25 protein-coding genes and 1 pseudogene are annotated in these 23,152 nt (G+C 54.1%); 12 read left to right on the top strand and 14 right to left on the bottom strand.

Annotated features, from left to right (window positions below; translation table 11 throughout):
• Positions 1–246 precede the first annotated feature (246 nt).
• The 3 genes from J3P93_RS14225 to J3P93_RS14215 form a co-directional block, all read right to left on the bottom strand.
• Entirely contained in the window at positions 247–570 is a 324-nt protein-coding gene (locus J3P93_RS14225; protein WP_434588884.1) for a hypothetical protein, read from the bottom strand.
• A 142-nt stretch (positions 571–712) separates the two neighbouring features.
• Positions 713–1,198 (bottom strand): AAA family ATPase, encoded by a 486-nt coding sequence (locus J3P93_RS14220; RefSeq protein WP_434588882.1) that lies wholly within the window; start codon positions 1,196–1,198, stop codon positions 713–715.
• Between the two features lie 121 nt (positions 1,199–1,319).
• Positions 1,320–2,330, bottom strand: coding sequence for an AraC family transcriptional regulator ligand-binding domain-containing protein (locus J3P93_RS14215; RefSeq protein WP_434588880.1), 1,011 nt, complete (start codon positions 2,328–2,330; stop codon positions 1,320–1,322).
• Between the two features lie 153 nt (positions 2,331–2,483).
• On the opposite strand from J3P93_RS14215, the gene J3P93_RS14210 reads away from it, so the two are divergent.
• A complete protein-coding gene (locus J3P93_RS14210; protein WP_434588878.1) occupies positions 2,484–3,158 on the top strand; it encodes a glutathione S-transferase family protein in 675 nt (224 codons plus the stop codon).
• 45 nt (positions 3,159–3,203) lie between these two features.
• Positions 3,204–3,956 carry a methyltransferase domain-containing protein gene (locus J3P93_RS14205; protein WP_434588876.1) on the top strand — a complete coding sequence of 251 codons (753 nt, stop codon included), beginning with the start codon at positions 3,204–3,206 and terminating at the stop codon, positions 3,954–3,956.
• Between the two features lie 240 nt (positions 3,957–4,196).
• Here J3P93_RS14205 and J3P93_RS14200 read toward each other — a convergent pair whose 3' ends face one another.
• The 4 genes from J3P93_RS14200 to J3P93_RS14185 all read right to left on the bottom strand — a co-directional run bounded on the left by J3P93_RS14200 (position 4,197) and on the right by J3P93_RS14185 (position 7,144).
• Entirely contained in the window at positions 4,197–4,760 is a 564-nt protein-coding gene (locus tag J3P93_RS14200; RefSeq protein ID WP_434588874.1) for a TetR/AcrR family transcriptional regulator, read from the bottom strand.
• A 244-nt stretch (positions 4,761–5,004) separates the two neighbouring features.
• Positions 5,005–5,706: a glutathione S-transferase family protein gene (locus J3P93_RS14195; RefSeq protein ID WP_208937558.1), complete on the bottom strand. Its 702-nt coding sequence runs from the start codon at positions 5,704–5,706 to the stop codon at positions 5,005–5,007.
• A gap of 456 nt (positions 5,707–6,162) precedes the next feature.
• Positions 6,163–6,630 carry a metallophosphoesterase family protein gene (locus J3P93_RS14190; RefSeq protein WP_434588871.1) on the bottom strand — a complete coding sequence of 156 codons (468 nt, stop codon included), beginning with the start codon at positions 6,628–6,630 and terminating at the stop codon, positions 6,163–6,165.
• A 106-nt stretch (positions 6,631–6,736) separates the two neighbouring features.
• Positions 6,737–7,144, bottom strand: a complete 408-nt coding sequence (locus tag J3P93_RS14185; protein ID WP_434588869.1) for a MerR family transcriptional regulator — start codon at positions 7,142–7,144, stop codon at positions 6,737–6,739.
• Positions 7,145–7,248: 104 nt separating this feature from the next.
• Here J3P93_RS14185 and J3P93_RS14180 point away from each other — a divergent pair, with 104 nt between their 5' ends.
• The 4 genes from J3P93_RS14180 to J3P93_RS14165 all read left to right on the top strand — a co-directional run bounded on the left by J3P93_RS14180 (position 7,249) and on the right by J3P93_RS14165 (position 11,326).
• Positions 7,249–7,695 carry a disulfide bond formation protein B gene (locus tag J3P93_RS14180; protein ID WP_434588867.1) on the top strand — a complete coding sequence of 149 codons (447 nt, stop codon included), beginning with the start codon at positions 7,249–7,251 and terminating at the stop codon, positions 7,693–7,695.
• Positions 7,692–8,336 carry a DsbA family protein gene (locus tag J3P93_RS14175; protein ID WP_434588865.1) on the top strand — a complete coding sequence of 215 codons (645 nt, stop codon included), beginning with the start codon at positions 7,692–7,694 and terminating at the stop codon, positions 8,334–8,336. Before J3P93_RS14180 ends, J3P93_RS14175 begins: the two co-directional genes overlap by 4 nt.
• Before the next feature lie 536 nt (positions 8,337–8,872).
• Complete coding sequence (locus J3P93_RS14170) at positions 8,873–10,969, top strand: heavy metal translocating P-type ATPase (protein WP_434598378.1); 2,097 nt, start codon at positions 8,873–8,875, stop codon at positions 10,967–10,969.
• A gap of 15 nt (positions 10,970–10,984) precedes the next feature.
• The gene (locus J3P93_RS14165) at positions 10,985–11,326 is read left to right on the top strand and encodes a DUF3703 domain-containing protein (protein WP_434588863.1); all 342 of its coding nucleotides are present in this window, start codon (positions 10,985–10,987) and stop codon (positions 11,324–11,326) included.
• Here J3P93_RS14165 and J3P93_RS14160 read toward each other — a convergent pair.
• The 3 genes from J3P93_RS14160 to J3P93_RS14150 form a co-directional block, all read right to left on the bottom strand.
• The gene (locus J3P93_RS14160; protein WP_434588861.1) at positions 11,323–12,792 is read right to left on the bottom strand and encodes a sensor histidine kinase; all 1,470 of its coding nucleotides are present in this window, start codon (positions 12,790–12,792) and stop codon (positions 11,323–11,325) included. The genes J3P93_RS14165 and J3P93_RS14160 overlap by 4 nt on opposite strands.
• A gap of 301 nt (positions 12,793–13,093) precedes the next feature.
• Entirely contained in the window at positions 13,094–14,374 is a 1,281-nt protein-coding gene (umuC, locus tag J3P93_RS14155; protein ID WP_434588859.1) for a translesion error-prone DNA polymerase V subunit UmuC, read from the bottom strand.
• Positions 14,361–14,792 carry a LexA family protein gene (locus tag J3P93_RS14150; RefSeq protein WP_434588857.1) on the bottom strand — a complete coding sequence of 144 codons (432 nt, stop codon included), beginning with the start codon at positions 14,790–14,792 and terminating at the stop codon, positions 14,361–14,363. Before J3P93_RS14150 ends, umuC begins: the two co-directional genes overlap by 14 nt.
• A 98-nt stretch (positions 14,793–14,890) precedes the next feature.
• On the opposite strand from J3P93_RS14150, the gene J3P93_RS14145 reads away from it, so the two are divergent.
• The 5 genes from J3P93_RS14145 to J3P93_RS14125 all read left to right on the top strand — a co-directional run bounded on the left by J3P93_RS14145 (position 14,891) and on the right by J3P93_RS14125 (position 19,095).
• Complete coding sequence (locus J3P93_RS14145; protein WP_434588855.1) at positions 14,891–15,601, top strand: SOS response-associated peptidase; 711 nt, start codon at positions 14,891–14,893, stop codon at positions 15,599–15,601.
• A gap of 588 nt (positions 15,602–16,189) precedes the next feature.
• Positions 16,190–17,008: an alpha/beta fold hydrolase gene (locus J3P93_RS14140; protein WP_434588853.1), complete on the top strand. Its 819-nt coding sequence runs from the start codon at positions 16,190–16,192 to the stop codon at positions 17,006–17,008.
• Positions 16,998–18,167 (top strand): ATP-binding protein, encoded by a 1,170-nt coding sequence (locus tag J3P93_RS14135; protein WP_434588851.1) that lies wholly within the window; start codon positions 16,998–17,000, stop codon positions 18,165–18,167. The genes J3P93_RS14140 and J3P93_RS14135 overlap by 11 nt, the downstream gene beginning before the upstream one ends.
• 106 nt (positions 18,168–18,273) lie before the next feature.
• Positions 18,274–18,663 (top strand): low affinity iron permease family protein, encoded by a 390-nt coding sequence (locus J3P93_RS14130; protein WP_434588849.1) that lies wholly within the window; start codon positions 18,274–18,276, stop codon positions 18,661–18,663.
• Positions 18,664–18,729: 66 nt separating this feature from the next.
• A complete protein-coding gene (locus tag J3P93_RS14125) occupies positions 18,730–19,095 on the top strand; it encodes a histone-like nucleoid-structuring protein, MvaT/MvaU family (protein WP_434588847.1) in 366 nt (121 codons plus the stop codon).
• A gap of 67 nt (positions 19,096–19,162) precedes the next feature.
• Here J3P93_RS14125 and ycaC read toward each other — a convergent pair whose 3' ends face one another.
• Positions 19,163–19,795: an isochorismate family cysteine hydrolase YcaC gene (ycaC, locus tag J3P93_RS14120; RefSeq protein WP_258711164.1), complete on the bottom strand. Its 633-nt coding sequence runs from the start codon at positions 19,793–19,795 to the stop codon at positions 19,163–19,165.
• A 694-nt stretch (positions 19,796–20,489) separates the two neighbouring features.
• Between ycaC and J3P93_RS14115 the strand changes: the two genes are divergently transcribed.
• On the top strand, positions 20,490–21,077 hold the full coding sequence (locus J3P93_RS14115; protein ID WP_434588845.1) for a hypothetical protein: 588 nt from the start codon (positions 20,490–20,492) through the stop codon (positions 21,075–21,077).
• Positions 21,078–21,093: 16 nt separating this feature from the next.
• On the opposite strand, the gene J3P93_RS14110 is transcribed toward J3P93_RS14115, so the two are convergent.
• The 3 genes and pseudogenes from J3P93_RS14110 to J3P93_RS14100 form a co-directional block, all read right to left on the bottom strand.
• Positions 21,094–21,411 (bottom strand): DUF4062 domain-containing protein, encoded by a 318-nt coding sequence (locus tag J3P93_RS14110; RefSeq protein ID WP_434588843.1) that lies wholly within the window; start codon positions 21,409–21,411, stop codon positions 21,094–21,096.
• A 340-nt stretch (positions 21,412–21,751) separates the two neighbouring features.
• A pseudogene (locus tag J3P93_RS14105) lies at positions 21,752–21,961 on the bottom strand (SH3 domain-containing protein); the annotation flags it as partial.
• Between the two features lie 486 nt (positions 21,962–22,447).
• Positions 22,448–23,140, bottom strand: a complete 693-nt coding sequence (locus J3P93_RS14100) for a DUF421 domain-containing protein (RefSeq protein WP_434588841.1) — start codon at positions 23,138–23,140, stop codon at positions 22,448–22,450.
• Between the last annotated feature and the right edge of the window lie 12 nt (positions 23,141–23,152).

Genomic DNA, 23,152 nt, shown 5'->3' with positions numbered 1-23,152 from the left:
TCCACACAGCTCGGCGCTAGGAGACCACGGCCTCGAGTTGAGGTGGCCACTCGCAGCCTGAGCCGCGTTCTGCCAATCACCGTTTGCCAATACGGTTGAGTTGCCGGGGTGATGTCGATAGCCGAGATACTGACTTCACCGGTCGTCTGGGTGACCGCACTAACTATGCAGGGCAATGTCATAATGATGTCATGTGGGAGCGCCGATGCTTTTACCCACTCACTCAATATGCGTGACGCCATGCCTTCAACCGACGATTTTCGATTTAACGCCCATCACCTCCTGCTTGATCTGGATGCAGCCACAAATCACCTGATGATGCTTGTCGTCTCGCACGAGGTAACTGGCAGCCGCTGGGATGAAGCTGTGTCCCGTCACGCTCAAGCTTACGCAGCATGGGCCTCTATACTCACTGGAATTCAAACCGATCCGCTGCCTGCGCTCGATGGTCGACCGGTAGAAGGGGAAAGCTTTACCGCTAAGTAGCATCCAACGCTCGAAGATCTTCAGAAGTCTCCATCTGTGCCTCCATGCCGAGGCGAAACAGCTTTTGGTGGCAAGAATCGTCATGAGCCCTCCGTGACAGGTGGAGAGTGACCAGCGTTCGGCTACAGTTCAGCGTCAGCATCGGTCGATTGCTGCTTTTCACGAAGGTCTGAAACCGCTCAAAAAACGGACTTTCTAAATTACTCACTTCAAGCACGCCTGCCCTTTAAAGTCGGTGAATTTCAATCTCAATTCCCTCATTCACATCCGGGGCACGAAAGTAGCTCGTGATCAAATCGAACTCAGCATCAGTTGCTGCAAATTCATGCTCGGCGCGGCCATTGCGCTGATGTAGCCTGGCCCGACAGGTCTCATCAGCCAGTTCGATGTAGTGGAAACAGTGGGAAACTCCAGCAGCGTCAGCCAAACCGCATAACCACTGCCTGTCTTCCGGAGTATTAGCTGCGAAATCCAAAACCACGGTCACGCCAGAATTCAGCACATCGACGACAAGCGTGCCTACCAGTTTCCGAATCTGACGCGAAAGCCGCACGTAATCGACTACTGTTTTGACCTGATCAGGGTAGAGCTGTGAGAGCCAATGATCTTCACTTAGCAGAATGGCCGAACGATCGGATGCCAAGGACTTGGCCAATGTCGATTTGCCGGATGCAATCTTGCCTGCCATCAGATGCAGTATTGGTTCGGGCATGAGAGACGTCTCCTTGTCGAGTTTTCATGATGTTCATTGAACGCGTCGAAGCAACTAAAGCTACCTGGTAGCCTTGGATCAAAAGCAAAAAAACCAGTCCCGGCATGGCCACCTCCATACCTCAGGCACGGGAACGTCGCCACTGACTGGGCGAAACCTTTTCCCATCGCCGGAACGCCCGATAGTAAGAGTTGACGTCGTCGTAACCCAGAAGATACGCAACCTCTTTGAGCTCAAGGCTGGTATCAGCCAGTAAGTGCGACCCCACTTGACGCCTTGCTTCGTTGAGCAGCGCATTGAAGGTCGTACCTTCGGACGCCAATCGGCGTTGCAGCGTTCGCTCGCTCTGCAACAGTTCTCGGGCCAGGTGTTGCAAACTTGGCCGTCCATTCGCCAGCGTGCGCTTGAGTATTTCAATGACCTGCTCACAAAAGCCAACCGGCGCCTCGATTGCGCATAATGCGGCATCGAGGCCGGGGCTCATCATGTGCAACACTTGCGCATTGTGTTGAAGAAACGGCAGGTCAAGATCTGAGGCGCTCACGATCAACTCGTCATGGCTGGCGCCGTAGCGGATGGGGCATGTGAAATAATCTGCATGAGTTTCCAGCGTTTGCTTTGGCCGTCTCAACCTCAATGAAAGCGGCTTGATGTGACTACCGGTGCCTCGTCGACCGAGCTCCAGCACCAAGGCAAAACACGCTTCCACTGAAAGATAGGGAGCCGGGCCCGTGCCGGAGGGCCATTGAATCGTGAATGAAACGGTGTCCTGGTGCTCGCTCACGCAAAGTCTGTCGGGACTGCACAGGCGCTGCAGGCGCGCCAATCGCGCAAGTCCGTCGCGAAAATCAGCCGCATATAACGCCGTGATGAACGCCATTTTGTGTTTCGCGCTGGGTGTGTCGCGAACCATTTTTATCGAGAAGGCGGGGTCTGCCGAAAGTGCCTCAATGGCGTTCCACACGGCAAACAACTGCTGCGTGGTGACGAAGTCGGATTCGTTGAGATGGAGGTCATGCGGCAGTTGAGCGTGTTGCTCAATCAACAAGGGATCCAGGCCCAGCTGCGCTAGCGATTCCCAGAACACCTTGGGCAATTTGCACCGCTCGGTGCTGCTGTGAACGTACGACATTTCCAGGCTCCGAACCGCAGGAGAGCGGTGTTGCGTCATGCAACGCGCCGCGAATGGCGCGTTCTGCAAGTATTCTGGCGGAAGTTGCCCACGGGCAGACATCACTTCGCTCTTAACATTGTCGCCAACACACCGAGCCAAAAGGAGCTCACGATGACAATGACGTTCTATACCAACCCCAATTCGCGTGGACGCATGGTGCGCTGGATGCTCGAAGAAATCGGCTGCGCGTATGAGACGGTGGTGATGGATTACCAGTCGACCAGTCAGGCTGACCGTTGGGGAGGTGCTGCACTGTCAGTACCACTAGTGGCTGACGCGGATGATTTGCGAGTCGGTTTTTTTCGCGACGTGAACCCGATGGGAAAGATCCCGGCCCTGGTGCACAACGGCCAGACCATAACAGAAACTGCCGCCATCTGTGCGTATCTGGCTGACGCATTTCCCGAAGCCGGGCTAGCTCCACTGGCGACGGAAAGGGCCGCTTTCTACCGTTGGATGTATTTCGCTGCGGGGCCGCTGGAGCAGGCGGTCACCAACCACCGCGCCGGTTTCAACCCGACGCCGGATCAGGAGTTCTTCTTTGGCTACGGAAGCTATGAGCGCACGGTCGATCAACTTGAGCGCGCAGTGTTGGCCCATCCATTCATTGCCGGTGAACGCTTCACCGCTGCAGACGTTTATGTTGGCTCACATATCGGCTGGGGGCTAGGCTTGCAAACCTTGCCGCCGAGAGCTGCGTTTCTCGCCTATGCCCAGAAGTTGACCAGCCGCGACGCCTATAAACATGCGGTGGCGAAAGATGAAGCTTTGTTGGGTGCCAGATGACCGCTGTGCTGTCATGATTTTTTAAGATACGAGGGAAACTCGATAATGCCGCTCAACCGACTCGACTTCACCACTCGTTTGCTGATCGACTCTGGCATAACTGAAGGGATGCGGATTCTGGACGTAGGCTGCGGTTCGGGTGATGTTGCTTTTCTGCTGTGTGATCTTGTGGGAAGAAGCGGAGAGGTCATCGGAGTCGATCACGACACCGATGCCATTGCCGTTGCACGCCAGCGCACCGCAGGACATACGCATCCTTCACTGACCTTTCTCAAGGGCAACCTCCAGGAATTGCCAGACTCTGTCGGTACTTTCGATGCCATCGCCGGCAGGCGCGTCCTGATGTATCAACGGGATGTCGTGGCAACAATTCGAGCGCTGTCGAAGTGTCTGCGTCATGGCGGGGTCATGGTCTTCCAGGAACACGATACGACAATGGCGCCTGCCAGCGTCGAGCCTTTTCCGTTGCATGAAAGGGCGCAACGTTGGATACAGGAAATGATTGCGCGTGAAGGCGCGGATCTACACATCGGTTTCAATCTGCACGGCATTTTTACCCAGGCAGGCTTGACCGTAGGAAGCGTACGCGTTGAATGCATGGTACAAACGCCTGATGTTCCCTACAGCCTTGGCACTATTGTTCGGGCATGCTTGCCGCGAATCATTGCGTTAGGCGTTGCCAGTGCGGAGGAGGTCGACATTGAAACGTTGCAAGCGCGTCTGGATCAGGAGCGTTCAGCCTCTTCAGGCATCTATGTCGGTGATGTGATGTTCGGAAGCTGGGCGAGAAAGCTTTGACGTTTCCAACGGCGGAGATAGGGGGCATGCGCATGTGAGCATGCGCCATTGGCCGTTGGTAGTGAAGGGCAGCAATCGACCAAAGCCAAAGTCTGGCTTGTGCCTCCTAAGCAAGGAATGCTTTGACCGCCGATGGCTATAGACTGACGGCGTCAGCGGTGTCTATCGCCTTGGATAATGAATGCCCGCAGATAAGGAACCACAGTAGGGGGGTGAAGGCAGCACGAGTCGCTGCAGTTGTTACGCCGGCAGAGGCCCGAACGCTCGGTATGAATCGATCAAAGAGTCGAAAAGCGAAATATCCGAGCGACTTCTAGCAAAGAGCTGGGCACCGACAACAGCAGCGAAAATTGCGCGGGCTCTAGCTTCACTTTCACTTGCTTCGCACACCTTCGCAGCCAGTAAAAGCCTGCCAAGCCATGCAATGTTGACATCAGCAAAGGTCTGAATTTCTTTTGTCATCTCAATGGGCAAGGTATCGGTTTCGGCGCCCATAAAACTACCCAGACAAAGGCGATTGTCGGCTTCAAGCGATCTACGGAAAATTTCAGGAAAGCGACGCAGAGCGTCTCTCGGAGATGGGCTTTCTGATTCGATGGCCTCTAGCGCGAGCGCACCGTCCTCCCAATAACGTTTGGCAACCGCAATACCCAGATCGGCTTTGCTTGGAAAATGGTAGTAAATACTCGCCGCTTTGATGCCAACATCTTGCGCAAGGTCGCGAAAATTCAAACCATTGTAGCCCTGCGATTGGGCAATTTTTTTAGCCGCCAACAGAATGGCTTCTTTGGAGTTGACGCTCATCTTGGTGCCTTTCGTCTTGGGACGATCTCTCAAAATTGGGAAAGCCAATTTACAGCAAAGACCTACCGTGTGACAGGTAGAGTGTGGCGAGCCGTGAGCTCAACGTAACTTGGGTGCTTAAGTAGCGGCCGTTCCATCATGGTCAGTGAACGGCATCGCGAGCCGACACGAGTCAGATCACTACGGTCACCGAGAAGGCCAAGGTGTGGCGATCTCGGCGGACGTAGTTTCCATTCAGACGCTGTTACTGGGCTGGCGAATCCAGTTCAGGAATGCCGCTGTTGCGATCAGCGTAGGCAGCCTGGAAGCTTGGACGTTTTGTCCAGCGCTGCCAGTACGCATCCAGGAACTCAAAACGCTCGTCCAGTGGAGTGGCATTGACCGGGAATTTCGAGAAGGCGATCGCGGTTGCCAAGGTAATGTCCGAGAAGGTCGGGGCATCGCCGCCGAGCAGCCACTCGCGACCATCTGAAAGATGACGATTAACCAGTGCCGCGTGAGCCAAAGCTTCCTTACGGCAATGTTCGCCCCAAGCTTCATTTTTGGTCAGTTCCAGCTTGAAGCCGAGCCCGGTATGCAACACGTGGAACGCTGTAACGATGCGGTACAGAATGTGCACCCATACCCGGTTATCCCACATGTTATCCAGACCCTGTTCCAGTGCGGTCGCTCCCATTATTTTGCGGCCGGGATACTCCTGGTCAAGATAACGAACGATGGCAGCCGTTTCGGAAATGTAGCTACCGTCTGCCAGTTGCAGGGTGGGAGTTTCGCCCCACGGATTCATATTCAAATGACGCCAGCCACGCTGTTCGCCTAAGGGGGACATGTCATAGATGGTCTCGGCAAATTGGTCGGCGATGCCCTTTTCGTGCATGAACAGACGCAGGCGCTGTGGGTTCGGAAAGGCTGAAGGCGAAGTGAAAAGCTGAAGTTTATTAGTCATGGTCGATCCTAGAGAGGGGTGGCTGGGCTATCTATCTACCGCTAGGTAGGCAAACCTTAGCGAGCGATTTGTCGAGCGTCAACCTCTATCTAACATTCGTTAGGTAAATTTTTTATTGGGAGGTTCTGGCTTCATCGGTTCGATTGAGGTGAATCGCTCGCTGGAGCTGGGGAGGGGCGTGGGGTCTAACATCGGTCGCGAGATAGAACTGCGTCATCCTGACTGCGTGATTGCATGGATTTGAACAGCCACAACATCCTCAGCATGGGCACCTATTTCGCGCCGCCCAGTGTGAACTGGAGAAGACGTGACTACCGGACAGTTTTCCTCTGACCGCTTCGAAATCGGCTGGCGCCAAGCGCTTGAACACCGCCTCCTGCAAAACGCTGCGGCAACTGTTGGAGCTGCAGACCATGCGTGAATTCCATGTTCTGGATCGCGGTAACCGAAGCGATTTCAGGCGGGGGGATCCAGCAGGGAAATCAGGCGCGGCTCGATGCTGTCGGGTTGGATGTCGAGAATTGCCAGCGTGACCGGCAATTTGAAACGCCTAGGGCCGGCGCTACCAGGGTTCACGTATAGCTGATCGCCGCGCCATTCGATGCGCGGTTTGTGGGAATGGCCGGTGATGATGAGCTTTATGTCTGGATCTAGATCGGCGGGGATGTCGGCGATGTCGTGGATGAGGAGGGTGTGCCAGCCGTTGAGAGTGCAGGTCAGAAGGTCGGGGAGGTCTTTGGCCCATGGGCTGCTGAGATCATTGTTGCCGCGCACGGCGTGGACGGGAGCAATTTTGGACAATTGGGCGAGGATGTCCGGATTGCCGATGTCGCCGGCGTGGATGATCAGGTCACAGCCTTGGAGCGCGCCGATGGCTTCAGAACGGAGGAGTTTGTGAGTGTCGGATATTAGGCCGGTTTTCATGGGCCAATTCTCCTTGGAGGTTTCGGGTAGGAGTGACTGTTTTCGACCCTTAGCAGACATTCAGGATCGTTCAATTCCACATTTTCTTAGCTACCCCAGTGACGACCTAATCACGTTTCGACAGTGATTCGATAATGCGGCATTGTTCGATCACACCACCCTGGCAGCAAAGATTCAGTCGCTGCAACTCCGCCTCCAGACCTTGCAAATCGCGAATACGCATCCGCACCTGCTCCAGTTGCCCCTCGACCTTTGCGTCTACCCCGGCGCAAGACGCATCACGTCGATCAGCAAAACCCAGTAATTCGCGAATGTCGTCGAGGCTGAATCCCAGCGAACGACTACGGCGAATGAATAACAGGCGGTCACGCTCGCCGTTTGTGTAATAGCGGTAGCCCGATGGCGATCTGCCGGCCGAGGGCAGCAATCCCAACTGCTCGTAGTAACGGATGGTTACCGCTTTGGTATCGGTCGCTTTCGCCAAGGCGCCAACCGTGTAAGTGGCCGCATTCATTTCGCTTGACCTTATAGTCGCTAGAACCTTCATTCTACGCGCATCAGTCGATTAGCAAATCCGTCCGTGCGTGCGCCTCGTCTACAGGAGAAGGAATAAAACTGATGCAAACCTCACCCCCACAACCCCAATCCCAATCCCAAGGTTGGGCATTACTGCTTTGCACCTGGCTGATTGCACTAGTGTCCAGCATTGCCGTGCTGTTCGTTGGCGAAGTCATGGGGCAGGAGCCCTGTGTACTTTGCTGGTTTCAGCGCGCCTTCATGTTTCCCCTGGTGTTGGTGCTGGGTGTCGCTTGCTGGGTGTCGGACATCGGCGCCTGGCGGTATGCATTGCCTTTGGCCGTGATGGGATGGTTGATCGCTCTGTATCACAACCTGCTTTATTTCGGTCTGATTCCCGTAAGCATCAAACCTTGTGGTGCCGGCCCGTCATGCTCCGGTGCTGACATGACAATTCTCGATGGCGTGCCGTTGCCCTTGTTATCCCTGGGAGTATTCAGCCTCCTGATCATACTTCTTGTTCTTATCCGCCGGAGATTCAACCAATGAGCCGACGCACACTCGTCCTCGCCATCAGCGTCCTGGCCGTGATCGGCTTTGCGGTCGCTGCATTTTTTTATGATCGAGCCTCCACGGTGCCTCAAGCGACTGCACCAGTGCAGGAAACCGGCGCCCTGGTGCGTTTCAATTCGCCAAGCTTTGGCCCTGTCAAGGCACCGGTCACCATTGTTGAGTTCTTCGACCCTTCCTGTGAGAGTTGCCGAGCTTTTTATCCAATTGTGAAAAAAATGATGTCCCAGCACCCCGCAGATGTTCGTCTGGTGCTGCGTTATGTTCGGCTTCACGTCGGTTCTGAAGAGGCCATTCGCATTCTGGAAACAGCGCGCAAACAGGGCGTCTTTGTACCAGTACTCGAAGCAGTACTTGAGGCTCAACCGCAATGGCATGACGACGCAAAGGCTATGGCGGCTTGGGATGCAGCGGGTCAGGCAGGCCTGGACGTGACCAAAGCTCGCGAGGACATGATGTCTGCCGAGATCACAGCGACAATTGAGCGAGACGCTGCCGATGCGAAAAAGGTAGGCGTAAGCGGTACACCGACCTTCTTCGTCAACGGTAAACCGCTGACTAACTTCGGTGCTCAGCCGCTCTATGACCTGATCTGGAGCGAGATCAACCAATCGCGGTAAAAAAGATTAGCATTGTTGAATTACGGGTCAACGTTCTTCATGAATCGCTTGACCCTATAGTGGCTATAGGGTGTTCACTCTTGGCCATACCCTGCTGGGAGTGCCCTATGAAAAGCTGTTGCGGTGACAAACAAGCGCCTGAATCACAGGCCATCGTCCAAGTGTTTGATCCATCCGCAAGCTCGGGTTGCTGCGCCCCTGCTGCAACGATCTGTGTTTCGGGCGCAGCGGAAGCTCAGTCCGCTGACAGCTGTTGTGCTCCCAAGCCCCAAGGCGCGAATCCAGCACCCTCGCAGGCAAAAGACGTCGGTTGCTGCGCGCCTGCTCCGGAAGCTGGCAAATCATGCTGCGCTGCTACCGCTGCGCCCTCTACCCTGTATACCCTGTTGGAGCCGAGCAAACCGGCCGCTGCGGTCGACAACGAGCTTTACGCCGAAGTGTCCTGCCCACCATCAGACCCGAAGGCGTGTGTACCTGAGGCCCTTCAAACGGGTGCCAGCGACGGGGCTCGCTTTAGCAGTTTCCGTATCGGACAGATGTGCTGTCCCTCCGAGCAGACCATGATCGAGGGAAAGCTCGCTCGGATGAGCGGGGTACAAAAACTCGAATTCAACATGATGAACCGCACACTGGGTGTGTGGCACGAGTTGCCGGATACCTTGGGCATCGAAGCAGCGGTGCTCTCGCTGGGTATGCACGCGGAGCCATTGACGGCTGAAAGCAAGGCACCTAGCGCCAATGCAGCGCAAACCGAGTCGCAAGCTAAACCCGTCCCTAAAAGTAGATGGTGGCCGTTGGCGCTGTCTGGTATCGCTGCGGCGGGTGCGGAAGTCTTGCATTTCACTCAATCGGCGCCGGAATGGGTGATTGCCGTCGTAGCCTTGTTTGCCATCGCCCTCTGTGGGCCTACGACCTATAAGAAAGGCTGGGTTGCACTCAAACACCTGAATTTGAATATCAATGCCTTGATGAGCATCGCAGTGACTGGCGCGGTGTTGATCGGGCAGTGGCCGGAAGCGGCGATGGTCATGGTGCTATTCACCATTGCAGAAATGGTCGAGGTGAAGTCGCTGGATCGTGCACGTAACGCCATCAAAGGATTGCTGGATCTGACCCCTGAACGTGCAACTGTCCGCCAATCCGACGGTTCATGGCTGGAAGTCGACGTTAAGACTGTCGGGGTCGGAGCACTGGTTCGAGTGCGTCCTGGTGAGCGTATCGGCCTGGATGGTGACATCGCTTCCGGTACGTCTACCGTCAACCAGGCTCCCATCACCGGTGAGAGCCTGCCTATTGAGAAGTCGGTGGATGACCCGGTGTATGCCGGCTCCATCAATGAATCTGGCTCCTTCGAATACCGTGTAACCGCCGAGGCCAACAACACGACGCTGGCACGAATCATCCACGCCGTTGAAGAGGCCCAAAGTTCGCGTGCACCTACCCAGCGATTCGTCGATAAGTTCGCCAAGGTTTACACGCCAGGGGTGTTCTTCTTTGCTTTGGCCGTAGCGGTGTTGCCGCCCTTGTTCATGAGTGGGGCATGGACAGACTGGATTTATCGCGCCTTGGTACTATTGGTTGTTGCTTGCCCCTGCGCACTGGTCATTTCTACACCAGTAACCATCGTCAGCGGGCTGGCGGCGGCAGCGAGAAAAGGCATTCTGGTTAAGGGTGGTGTCTACCTGGAAATTGGCGCCAAGCTGAGCTTTGTCGCGCTTGATAAAACCGGCACGATCACCCACGGCAAGCCGGTTCAGACCGACTATCTGCCCCTGACAGAGACTTCAGAGGTTGCGCCTCAATTGCTCGCCGCTAGTCTGGGGGCTCGCTCCGATCACCCTGTCTCGCAGGCAATCGCCAGGCATGAAGGGCTGGAAGCCCCAACGCTCAAACAGGTCGAGGGCTTCGAGGCCATTCCTGGTCGTGGGGCGAAGGGCTTGATCGATGGGCAGCTTTATTACCTTGGAAACCACCGCTTGATCCTAGAGCTGGGGCTGGCTACGCCATCGCTCGATACGTCTCTGAGCCAATTGGAGCGTCAGGGGAAAACGGTCGTGGCGTTGGCCAGCTCCTCGCAGGTATTTGCAATGTTTGCCGTGGCCGATACGGTAAAGGATTCAAGTCAACTCGCGATCAAGGAACTGCACGAGTTAGGCGTCAAGACCATGATGCTGACCGGTGACAACGCGCACACGGCCGAAGCCATTGCCCGGCGCGTTGGAATTGATGAGCCGCGAGGAAACTTGCTGCCTTCCGACAAGCTGGCGGCCATCGGTGAGTTGCAGAACCGCAACCACGTGGTGGGGATGGTAGGTGATGGAATAAACGATGCGCCGGCGCTCGCCAAGTCCCAGATCGGCTTCGCCATGGCTGCCGCTGGTACGGGCACAGCCATCGAAACAGCTGACGTTGCGCTGATGGATGATGACCTGCGCAAGATCCCGGCCTTTGTTCGCCTGTCACGGCAGACTGCGCTGATCCTCAAGCAAAACATCGGGTTCGCCCTCGGCATCAAGGCCGTATTCCTGGTGTTCACCTTGATGGGCCTGGCCACGATGTGGATGGCCGTATTCGCCGACGTTGGGGTCAGCTTACTGGTGGTTCTCAATGGCCTCCGACTGCTGAAGAAATAGTATTGCGAGGTCGACATGAAAGAGGCTTTGCGTGGCGCCATAGCTGAAGCTTTTAGTGAGGCTGGGCTCGCTGTACGGACTAGTGACTTTCAGGAGGCCTACCGCTGGCTGGAGCGGGCGCATATCCTTACCCAACGTATGCCGCTAGCTCACGCGAGATCTCATTGGCTCATGCTGAAACTGGGTGTGTTGACGAAGGATTGGCGGGAGGTGGTGGGTCAGCTTCCGCGTATCGTCGCGGCATTGTTGTTTTCGAGGATTTGGGTACCAGTCGGCAACACGGGGAGAGCGCGCATCAGTGCCATTTCTGTCATGCCGCTTTCCGCCGATTTAGAGGAACTGCTGCGCGAAGACTAGCGCAACCCACTAGATCTTCTTTCTACAACTCTGAAACTCAACTGCACCGATGTTCCGTGGTCTTCGTGATGTGTCAGGCTGGCTTCACCACCAAAACTTTCCATGATCTGCTTCACCATGATCAGCCCTATGCCCAGCTTTCCTTGCTTAGTGGTGTAGAAGGTTTTGTGAGCCGTCATTTCTTGTTGTCGTGTCGTTCCATCCCCAGTGTCACCAATGATGAGATGCAGCCATTGATGGGTGTCATCGACATTCGCCTGGATGGTTAGCTTCCCGCCGCCCGGCATCGCCTCAATGGCGTTGGCGATCACGCTATTCAGGATTTGAGAAAGTAAAAGTGGATTGCTGATTATCTGGGGGGTGGGCTCATTATTGAAGTCGACCTGTATTCTTGATTGAGTCAGTTGTGCGCTGAAACCGGCCAGCGTGGCCTGCACCACGATCATCGGCTGCACCAGTTCCGCTTCTCCACGGATGGGTCGCAAGCACATAAGCAATTCATGCACCCACTGCGACATCCGATCCACCTGGCTGACAATATCGTCGATGTTCTTCTTAGCGGGCTGGCCGTCCATTTCATTGGCCAATTCTGCGCTGGAGCGAATGCAGGCCAGAGGATTACGCAAGCTATGCGCGACAGCCGTGGACATCTCGACCAAACCCACATAAGTCTTGTTGGCGACGAGTTGTTCCTCTTGGGATGCGAGCTGGAGTGATGCCCGTCGCACAATCCAGTACAACCCGAAATACAGCAGCAATCCCCCCAGCGCTGTAGACAGCCAGATAATCCAGTGGCCTCTTTCGAGGCGCTCGATCAGATCGACCGGTTCCTTGTAAATCTCCACCACCGCCAGGGTATTCCCCATATCATCGACTAACGGGATGTAGCTCTCGATGAAGAACATTTTTGCAGGACGCAATAATTGCTGTTCAGGGCGAAGTTCATGGGCATCGTTGTACTTGGTGGAGACCCTGTCTTTGGAGCTGAACGCCGCCTCAAGTGCCTCGTCGCTCAGGAATTTTTGCCCAATCAGATTTGGATTGGTTGACCACATTACTGTCCGTAGTGGGGAGTAGATGCTGATCAGCAGTGAGTCCGGGAGGTGCGAAAGGTGGTCGAGAAACTCGGAGCGAGCCCGTTGCCGGTTCAGCGACATTTCTTCCGATAGCATTCCATATTGGGTGTCAGCCAGCACATCGCCCATCCGCATCCCTGCCAGGCCGTGGTGACGTATTTCCCCTTTGGCGATGGTCTGGATAAATTGCGCCGACAGCAGCGCGTCACGCTCCAGACTCTCGATAACCAGAAATTGCGTCGAAACAGTACCCAACCCTAATGCGATAAGGCTGATGAGAAAAAAGCTGACCAGCGAAAACCAGCGCAGGAGATTGTATTCTTGGGTGGGAGCAATGGAGTTAGACGCTCCCCGATGCAGGCGCTTGAACAAAGCTGATATGGCAGGCATGGGAATGTCCTGTGAGGTGTTCATGTCGCTGCGTAGCAGGCTGGACTTCCATGTTGAGCCTAGTTCAATGCCAGCATTCTCCATGCCAAAAATGATGGCCAGACTTGGGGCTTAGGCCGTTAGTCTTCGGCTGAATGCAGTTGCATTCGTAGGAGCTTTAACTCGGAGTGGTTCAACCAAATCCGGGGCAAAGTCCCCGGTGAATGGGGATGGTTTTGGGAGCGGGAATGGCCGCTTTTGGCCGTAAGCAGCCGTTCAAGGCTGCTCATTTCTGCAGCGGTAAGTGCCCGTCTCGTGGTCGCTACTTGGCTCTCACCGTCCACAACTGATCTAGTTTTGTTGTGTAGCTCTGGCTCATCAACTCCCGACGCATCGCCCAACCAGGTGCCGCCGGAACGCTGGCCAATCGAAGAACTCCCTTTCCCCAGCGACCATTAATCTCATCCAGCACACCCATCACTTTGTCCGCCATCACGGGCTGCGAATGCGCAAACAGGTCATCCGTGAATTCGCCGGGCTGTCGCAGATCCATCAGCAAGACTTCCGCCTTGCTGTACTTGTAGCCGGGACGAAAGAGACGATTGACCGCTTCGGTCGCAGCCTTCGTCATCAGCCGCACGTCGTTGGTTGGGTACGGTAACTCGACCAGCGCTCCATTCGCATACTTCGCTTCTTCAGGGTTGAACATGCCGGTGCGAATGCTGACTCGGATTTTCTTGCAGAGTGAGTTTTGCGTTCGGAGCTTTTCCGACGCGCGTTGTGTGTACGTAGCGACCGCTTCCTTGATCGGCTCAATCTGCGTGAGCCGCGTGCCGAACATCCTGCTGCAGCAAATCTCTTGCTTGGGTGGGTCAGCTTCCCCTAGTTCTAGACATGGTGTACCGGCCAGCTCGCGAGCAGTCTTCTCGATCACCACGCTGAATTTCTGGCGAAGCATCCATGGATCAGCTTTCGCTAAGTCCATGGCGGTCTTGATGCCCATCGTTCCCAGGTGAGCCTTCATGCGCTTGCCAATGCCCCAGACTTCGCCGACGTCGGTGTTGCGCAGCGTCCAGTCGCGTTTGAACGGATCGCACAGATCCACCACGCCTCCCGTGATATCGAGCAGCCGTTTGGCTGTGTGGTTGGCGAGCTTGGCCAGTGTCTTCGTGCGCGCGATCCCCACCCCGACTGGAATTCCTGTGCGCTTGAGAAGGGTGGAGCGCATGTGCCTGCCAAACGCGGATAGATCTCCAGGCATGCCAGTCAAATCAGCAAATGCTTCATCAATGCTGTAGACCTCAAGTGCCGGCACCATCGATTCGATGATCGTCATGACGCGTTCGCTCATGTCTCCGTACAGAGCGTAGTTACTGCTGAAGGCCACGATCCCATGCCGGCGTAGATGGTCTTTAATCTGGAAGTACGGCTGGCCCATTTTTACGAATGGCTTGGCGTCGTAGCTACGCGCGATCACACAGCCGTCATTGTTGGACAGCACCACGATAGGTGTCTTGGCGAGGTCGGGTCTAAAGACGCGCTCGCAGCTCGCGTAAAACGAGTTGCAGTCGATCAGGGCGAAGACAGGCTCACGTGTTGTCATGATCGCGCACGCTGTATTTCACAACGCCCCAGATCACAAGCTCATCGCCTTCCATGACATGTCTCGCCGGGTATTTTGGGTTCTCTGACACAAGCAACACGGCGTTCTCGCGCAGAAGCAGGCGCTTGCAGAAGGGCTCCGAATTCAACGCGGCGATAACGATATCGCCACTGACCGCTTCGATGCTTCGATCGACGATCACCACATCCCCGGAATAGATGCCCGTGCCCTGCATGCTATCCCCATCAATCCTCACCAGATAGACGTGCGGCGCCCTGATATCGAACAGCTCATCCAGGGAAATGTGCTTTTCGATGTGGTCAGCCGCAGGGGAAGGGAAGCCCGCCGGTACCTTGGATGAATAAAGGGGCAGCTTCTTACCGCCAGTAGCAAGTGGGCCGAGGAGGGTGATGCTCATGATGCAAGCCTTAGGAGGTTAACTGTACATGCATACAGTTAACGATTTGGTTCGCTTGCGGTCAATCTCATAGGCACGACAATTCGACGGGTGACAGCATGTGCGGACGTTACTGGATCTACGAATCCATGGATCACTACATCAAGGAGCTTGCGCCAAGGCAGTTGGTGATCAATGGCTATGACCTCTGGCCAGTCGAGCGATACAACGTCGCCCCGTCGACGCGGGTGGAAATCATCCGGCCGGTTCGGGATGGCTTGAGCATTGATAAGGTCAGATGGGGCTGGGCGCCATTCTGGGCGAAGGGAAAGCGTCCTGACCCGATCAACGCGAGAGTCGAGACCGTCATCACCGGCAAGTTCTTCAATCAGCTCTGGCCAAACGGACGCGTACTCGCGCCAGCGAATGGCTGGTTCGAATGGGTAAAGGACGAAGAAGATCCAAAGAAAAAGCAGCCGTATTTCATTACTCTGAAAGAGCAAATTCCGATGTTCTTCGCTGGTTTGGCCGAGGTGCACGAGGGCCTGGAGCCAAATGAACGCGACGGCTTTGTCGTCATCACCGCCGCGAGTGATGAAGGCATGGTCGATGTCCACGATCGCAAACCACTGGTCTTGTCTCCTGAGCACGCTCGCGAATGGATCGATCCCGACACCTCACCTGAGCGAGCTCGCGAACTAGCGATGGAGCAATGCAGGCCCGCTGCAGATTTTCATTGGTACAAGGTTGGCAGGGAGGTGGGCAACTTTCGTAATCAGGGCTCACATTTGATTCAGCCTCTTTCACTGGCGTCAGACGTCGACGACTGATTAGCCCGTGACATGACCGCAACTCGGTTGTCCAATGAACGAATGTATTGTGAAAGTTCAAAGCTGTTAATGGTATTTATAGAGTGCAACGCCTATGTGCAGCGCTGGACTTGCAAAGAACAGGAGGCGCTCCCGTGCCTATGACTACCGACGCGGCGATCACACATTTCAGACAAAGTCTCGCTGGCTTGCGAAGGGCTTCAAGCCGAAGCAATTTTGACAAACGCCATGCTTATCTCCTCGGCTATTGTGAAGCACTATTGATTATCGGCGTAATCGACAGATATCAATGGCGAGCTTTTATGGACGACATCGACGACCAGTGCCGAGCTAGGAACGGGGCGATTGCACCCACAACCTCGATGCCAGGATGGTCTGCAAAAGACTACCTGTAGTTTCCTACATGCCGATGCGCGTGAACAAAAATCAAAACTGGTTTCGCTTGCATCAACGCTCGCAGTCTCATAGATGCAGCTGGTAAGCGTAAGAGGATTCTCGTGGAATCGATCCTATTCGTGACCTGCAATGCTTAGCTAGCTACACTGCGTGCTGCGCCTGAATTCTTTTGGGCCATCCGGAGCGTCATGCATGTCCGTCCAACATCGCAACAACGTGAACGTGCTCGGTGATGGCCCGGCAACTCTCGTTTTTTCCCACGGGTTCGGCTGCGACCAAACCATGTGGTGTTACCTCGTCGACCATTTTACGAATCGATTCAGGGTCGTTCTTTATGATCTTGTCGGCGCGGGACAGTCTGATCTCACGGCTTATGATTCGGAAAAGTACAGTTCGTTAGACGCTTATGCGCGAGATCTGGCTGAAGTCATCAATCAGTTCGCCAGTGGCCCAGTCATAGTGGTCGGTCACTCCGTCAGTGCCATGATCGGCGTATTGGCAGATAGGGCTCACAGCGACCGCATCGCTGCTCACGTGATGATTGGCCCTTCACCTTGCTATGTCGACTCCGGGGATTACGTCGGGGGATTCAAGCTCGAGGACATCCAGTCATTGCTCGATACCCTCGATAGCAATTATCTCGGCTGGTCGAGCACCATGGCCCCCGTCATCATGGGGGCTCCCGGTCAACCGGCTCTTGGTGAGACGCTGACGAATAGCTTTTGCCGTACTGATCCGGAGATCGCGAAGCAATTTGCCCGAGTGACGTTCATGTCGGATAACCGGGATGACGTAGTCGGTTTAGAAACTCCGACGCTGATATTGCAATCCACGGATGACATCATCGCCCCGGTCGCCGTAGGTGAGTACCTGCATCAGATCCTGCCCAATAGCACTCTCTGTCTAGTTTCCAATGTTGGTCATTGTCCGCACATGAGTGTGCCCAGTGCGTGCTCTGAAGCGATGGACAGGTTCCTTTCGCCCTGGACGGAAGGCGGCGATGGCCGGTGAACCGTCCCTAATTCCCGATTCGCAGTCGCTTTTCGACAACGCGCCTTGCGGCTTGGTCGTTACTCGGGAAGACGGCAGCATCCTGAGCGCCAATAAAACTTTCTGTACCTGGATCGGTTGGGAGAAAACCGACCTGGAGCGCCGGCGCTTTCAAGATCTGCTTACGATGGGCGGACGAATTTTCCACCAAACACATTGGGCGCCACTGATACAGATGCAGGGCTCGGTGGCCGAGGTAAAGCTGGATGTGGTTCACCGCGACAAAACCTTAATTTCAATGCTGCTCAATGGTATTCGTCAGCAGCATGATTCCGGCGTTGTCTATCAACTGGCATTGTTCTGCACCACCGACCGGGATCACTACGAACGTGAGCTATTGAAAGCCAAGCGACTCGCTGAAGAGCTTCTCGCGAATAAAGTGGCCGCTGATGCAGCGTTGTCGCAGGCGCAGACGAAGCTAAACATAGCTTATGAAAAAGCTCAGCGTCGCGCGTTATTCGCGGAGCAAATGGTTGCGATCGTCAGCCATGACCTGAAGAACCCATTGACGGCAATCAAAATGGCGGCGGAGATTCTCGGTCGGAAAATGCCTGACGGGAAGGAAAAGCTCATGCTGAACCACATCAGCAACTCCACGGATCGGGCGCATCGAATGATCACTGACCTTTTGGATTTTGCTTTAGCTAGAGTCGGACGAGGTATATCTGTCTCGCGTTCAGCCATTTACCTACATTCGGTAGTAGCTAAGAGCGTCGCAGAGCTACGAGTTGCCTTTCCAGATGTCGATCTTCAGCATCAAACGGTTGGGCGGGGAAATGTCGAACTCGACGCTGACCGTATACAACAGATCATCGGTAACCTAGTCGCCAACAGTGCGGCGTACGGCGACCAGGAAAAACCGATTACTGTCATCTCCAGCCTTGATGTTAACCGTGCAAGCATTTCGGTTCACAACTTCGGTGCGGCGATTCCTGAGTCCGCTCGATCCAAGCTGTTCGAACCGATGACCCGTGGTTCAGACCAGGATAGTCAGAACCGTAGCGTGGGGCTTGGCCTCTTCATAGTCCGGGAAATCGCTTTGGCCCATGGGGGCGATATCGCTGTGCACTCGACTGCCGACGAGGGCACAACGTTTACGATTAATTTTCCCTCGAATTGAAAATCCAGCGTGTCGACCTTCTCAAACCCGACGGACGGTTAAAGTGTAATAAAGTATTTGGGATTGTTGTACGGTCAACAGACTGTGTTCATCCAGAGTGCCTGTTATGAGATTTCCCCTTTTTTGCCAATCACTATCCAACTGGGCCGGCAGCCCGAAGACGTTTTTGAGCGCGATTGTGTTGATCATCGCTTGGGCGGCGACCGGCCCATACTTCCACTACAACGATACATGGCAGCTCATCATCAATACGTCGACCACAATCATTACTTTCCTGATGGTGTTCCTGATTCAAAACACCCAGAACCGTGACAACGACATCCTGCATTTGAAGATTGATGAGCTTATACGAGCTACTCACGAAGCGCAGAACGCCACGCTAGGTTTGGAACAAATGGGGTCAAGTGAACTCAGGAAACTTCGTGAGCAATACCGCACGTTAGGTGAATCAGGCCAGATTAAGGTTGATTCAGCTCGCGGTGATGGTCATCGCTAGATTATCTATGTGTAAATCTGAGATATGATTTATGTAAGTCCCTGCCACCGACCAAAGAGAACGTTCATGTCCAAACTCGCTGAATTTCGCCAGCTTGAAAAACACCTCGCCGAACAGCTTCAGGCTCTGGAAGCCCTCAAGGGTGATGCAGGCCTCAAGAAAGAAATTGAATTTGAAACCAAACTGCGTGATTTGCTCGCAAAATACGGCTACAGCTTGAAGGACGTGATCAATCTGCTGGATCCGCAAACTGGTCGTCGCGCTCCTGCTGTCGAGTCCAAAACTGGCAACCGCAAGCCTCGCCAATTGAAGGTTTATAAAAATCCTGAAACGGGCGAAGTCGTAGAGACCAAGGGCGGTAATCACAAAACGCTCAAGGAATGGAAAACAAAGCACGGCGCTGCGACCGTAGAGTCTTGGCTGACCAAGTGAGTTCGATTACCTATGCCAAGCCCACACCTAGAGCCCGCATGAGCAGGCTTTAGGTTTTAAATCAGATTTAAGATTGATGTGCAGTCAACGCCGAGTAGCTGTTCATCAGGTTGCGATAGTTTGGAATGCGCTGCGACAACAGATTGCCCAGGCCTTCGATGTCGTTGCGCCAGTCGCGGTGCAGCTCACAGGCTACCGAGAACCAGTTCATCATCTGCGCGCCGGCCTGAGTCATGCGGCTCCACGCGGCTTGCTGCACGGTGGTATTGAACGTGCCGGAGGCATCGGTCACCACAAACACGTCAAACCCTTCTGCCAGTGCCGACAAGGTCGGGAACGCTACGCAGACATCCGTCACCACACCGGCAATGATGATCTGCTTGCGCCCGGTGGCCTTGATCGCCTTGACGAAGTCCTCGTTGTCCCAAGCGTTGATCTGGCCAGGGCGAGCGATGTACGGCGCGTCCGGAAACATCTCTTTCAGCTCCGGTACCAGCGGGCCGTTCGGGCCTTGTTCGAAGCTGGTGGTGAGGATCGTCGGCAGGTCGAAGAACTTGGCCAGATCCGCCAGCGCCAGCACGTTGTTCTTGAACTCGTTCGGCGAGAAGTCCTGCACCAGCGAGATCAGACCGGTCTGATGATCCACCAGCAGCACGATAGCGTCGTCTTTGTTCAGGCGGTTGTAGGTAGCAGTGCTCATGATGAATTCCTTTTGAGGTAATTGAATGTTGTCGCTCAACATGGGCACAGATTAGGGACTACATCAGCGTCGAAAAAGGCGTTGAAAACGGTTTAACTGTCTACTTGGTTAGGACAATGGTTGGTGTGAAGCTTGATTTAATCGATATCTCCCGTCCAGCTGAAGACCGTTCCAAAACAAGCATTTCAGCTGCTTGACATTATTCCCTCGTCCCCCAAGTTGACTACAACGTCCTCAAGCCCACAAACCTTTTTTGGCGTCCTGCCATCCTTGCAGTTGGCCGGTGACCTCGCGGCATTGTGTTCGGGTGGTGGTTCGTTTGGCACCAGGGTAGGAGAGGTGTGACGTGCCCCTGCTACGGGTGGGCGTTTGGAACAGGGACAGCTTCGCGGGATTTTCCGGAAATACCGCGCTTGATAATGCCAGGATCCTTTGAATGCCAGGAGTTCTTAGAGCTGGAGATTCCATACATCAGCCGGTGTAGCTGTCGCATGGCGTTGCACGGTACGTCGCACGTGCACGAAAAAATTGCGCACACGCAATGAAGTACAACCCGAGTACTGATAAAAAACTTCATGAAGACAGAACTCATCCAGCAGGAAAAAAATAACATTTTACTTATACTGACCCTAGCGGTAAGCGTTGGGATAATTACGGAAATGGTTGGGTTCCCCAAGAATGACGGTGAGAAAGCATGAGCAAAATTTCTTTGTCTCAATTATCTGCGGTTTGGAAGGAGCATGTTTTACAACGAGCCTCAGAAGCCATGAAAATTGGCCTGATTGAACCCAAGGACTGCATAGGTTTACAGAGCGGCGTAGTTATCTTTCCAGGCGGCATTGATGAGGATTGCATAACATATTCACGACCTGATACTACAGTGAATGAATTGCTGTCTGTTCGTCATGAGGCTTTCGGGAAGTGGACAGAGCGCCTTGAATGTTTGGAGGACGCAGCTGAAGCTTTGCATGAGCTATGTTATGAAGAGAAGCAAGCATTTATGTTTTGTGAGGCGGGATACTTAAAGCTCGGAGACAAGTTTTTAACTCAATATGATTATGTTGTAGTTAATGGCGATCCGTTGCTTTTAGTAGATGTCCTCAAAAGCTCAACGGCCCATATAGCAAAAATTCTGAGGGCTTCTCGATCTACAAGGATACTAGGTGTCGTAAAGCTTGAAGTGCCGGATAAAAATAGTTTTCTAGGCCGCCACAAATTGTTTATATGTGATGCGCTAGATGGAGATTCGGTATTTGTTTCTTCGTTGATACATGATTCTTAAATTGATTCGTTCACTACTAGGCTGATTTTTGAGCATCACAACTGGTCTGCTGGATGAAGACCAGAATCGGTTTACGCTTGCTCACTGCTTGGTGGAATTCTTGCTGCGTAACCGACAGACCTGGCTGAAGTTCATAGCCGTAGTTAGCGCCAAGAATCAGGATATAAATGTCGCACTGGTCGACCTCTGTTAGGCAGGCGTGCTCCGAGGAATAGGCGCGCGCCCCGAAGTGCTCGCTCATGACCGGCTTCATGTCCAGTGTCTCCACCGCGTCTTTGGCGGCGGCTCTGAACTGCTCGAAACCTCTTACTACGGAGCTTATGAACACCTTCATCAGTGCATCCTCTGAACGCTGGCATATGTGTCCTTTTGGACTGTACCCGGGTGTGATCGTTGCCAATTGTCTCAACGGTGAACAGCGGATCAGACACCGTACCGTTTGTTACCGCCAGAGGTAATGCAATATCGACCACCACGGGCCCGATACAGACATTCCCAGAGGAGCATGGACAGGATGAACCGTAAGCTGGAGTCTGTTGGCGAGCAGGCTGTTTCGGCTGAGCCGGTGGTCTTGGCTTTGAAACGACATAGCAGTCTGAGCCGCTGCACAGGCTTTTGGACGAAAGCCATTTCGGAGACTGTCCATCAATGCTGATACGCGCCCATTCATTCCTCGTCTCGAAGACCTGAACCTTTTCCCCGCGGCTCAGTTTGGAGATGACCTTTCCGCCTGGTTGATCCCGGACATTGAGGTTGTCAGCGCTCACGAACTGCTCAGTTGCGAAGGTCGGCTTGGGTGCGGATAGAGACGTCGGCGTGTTTGATACTAGCGGGCTTGAAGTACTCGGCGCTACCGGGGTTAGTGGCGTGTCTTTTTTCCCCATTGCCGACAGAACGGCAAAAAGAATCAAGAGCGGTATATAAACCAGGACTGGACCTTTTTGCGCATATTTATTGCTCCCGCTTAAAACCCAATACGCCGGCTGCCATGCAGACCTGTCCTTCGGACTACTGCGAGCTTAGCCAAGTTTCCATTTTTTGCAGGCTGTCGGGAGCTAAAAGTTTGGGACTTCCCGAATCAAGAATCTCAAAAAGCCGCTGCCTGGTTTCGTAAGAGGGGAACCAAGCAGCAACCTCGACGTTGCAGTGTTTGGAACCACTTAACACCCAATTCATCACCACGTCAGCTGCGGCTCTGTACCAGTCACTGCAATTGCAACAGGTGCAGCGATGGGGCTATTTCTCTAAGCACTCGACTGCTGACGAAAGCACCCCGTTTACGATGAGTTTTGCGGTGCTTTACCCGTTTACGGCGAACCTAGCGCGCATGACGAATGAAGATGCCGGGGGCTGTCACATGCGAGGCGTTGTCACCGACAGCGCGGTGTTATGAGCGCAATTGACCAGATGGCATGATTACAACGAGAACAATCAGCCTGTTGGGCCGCCGCGATATGCTGAGAGAAACCGCAATTTACGCAGCAATACAGGGCAGCCGCAGGCGCAGTTTCAAACTCGGCACGATGCTCAAATGGTAGGACGGACAGCCCAGGGCGCAGATCTTTCTGTTCGAAGAAATAAAGGCTGACGTCGCCGTCGGTCTCAACGAGACCAAGCCTTACTTGTCCGAGATGTTCAACCCCTTGCTGTCGTAACTCCATCAACAATTCGTTAGATGAGATGTTCAACGTTTCTAAAGACTTGAGCTCGTAGAGACCTTCACGAATGACCGTTACCGGAAGCCCATCCATCCAGGCTTCGAACTTCTTGCTCTTCGTCATCACCAGAACGGTAAGCCGGTACAGAAGCAGAAGCGTGAGAAATACTACAGCGACCGGCAGCAGCGGAACATCATGGTAGAAAGACACGTCTCCTGCCGCTGAGCCCAGTGTAAGAATCACGACCAGCTCAAAAAGTGAAAGCTGTCTGATCCCTCGTCGGCCGCTGGATTTCAAAAAAAGAAACACTGCGAGGAACGCGAAAGTGGCCCTGAAACCTACCTCCAGCAAAAACGTTAAAGGAAATTCGTCTATCAGCATCCGCTGGATATCGAAAGGCGACATCGTGACCTCGAT

The organism is Pseudomonas sp. R3-57, assembly GCF_051132065.1.
Classification (GTDB): domain Bacteria; phylum Pseudomonadota; class Gammaproteobacteria; order Pseudomonadales; family Pseudomonadaceae; genus Aquipseudomonas.
Note: the sequence above shows the minus strand (reverse complement) of the source record. Positions and strands in the feature narration are given on the sequence as shown.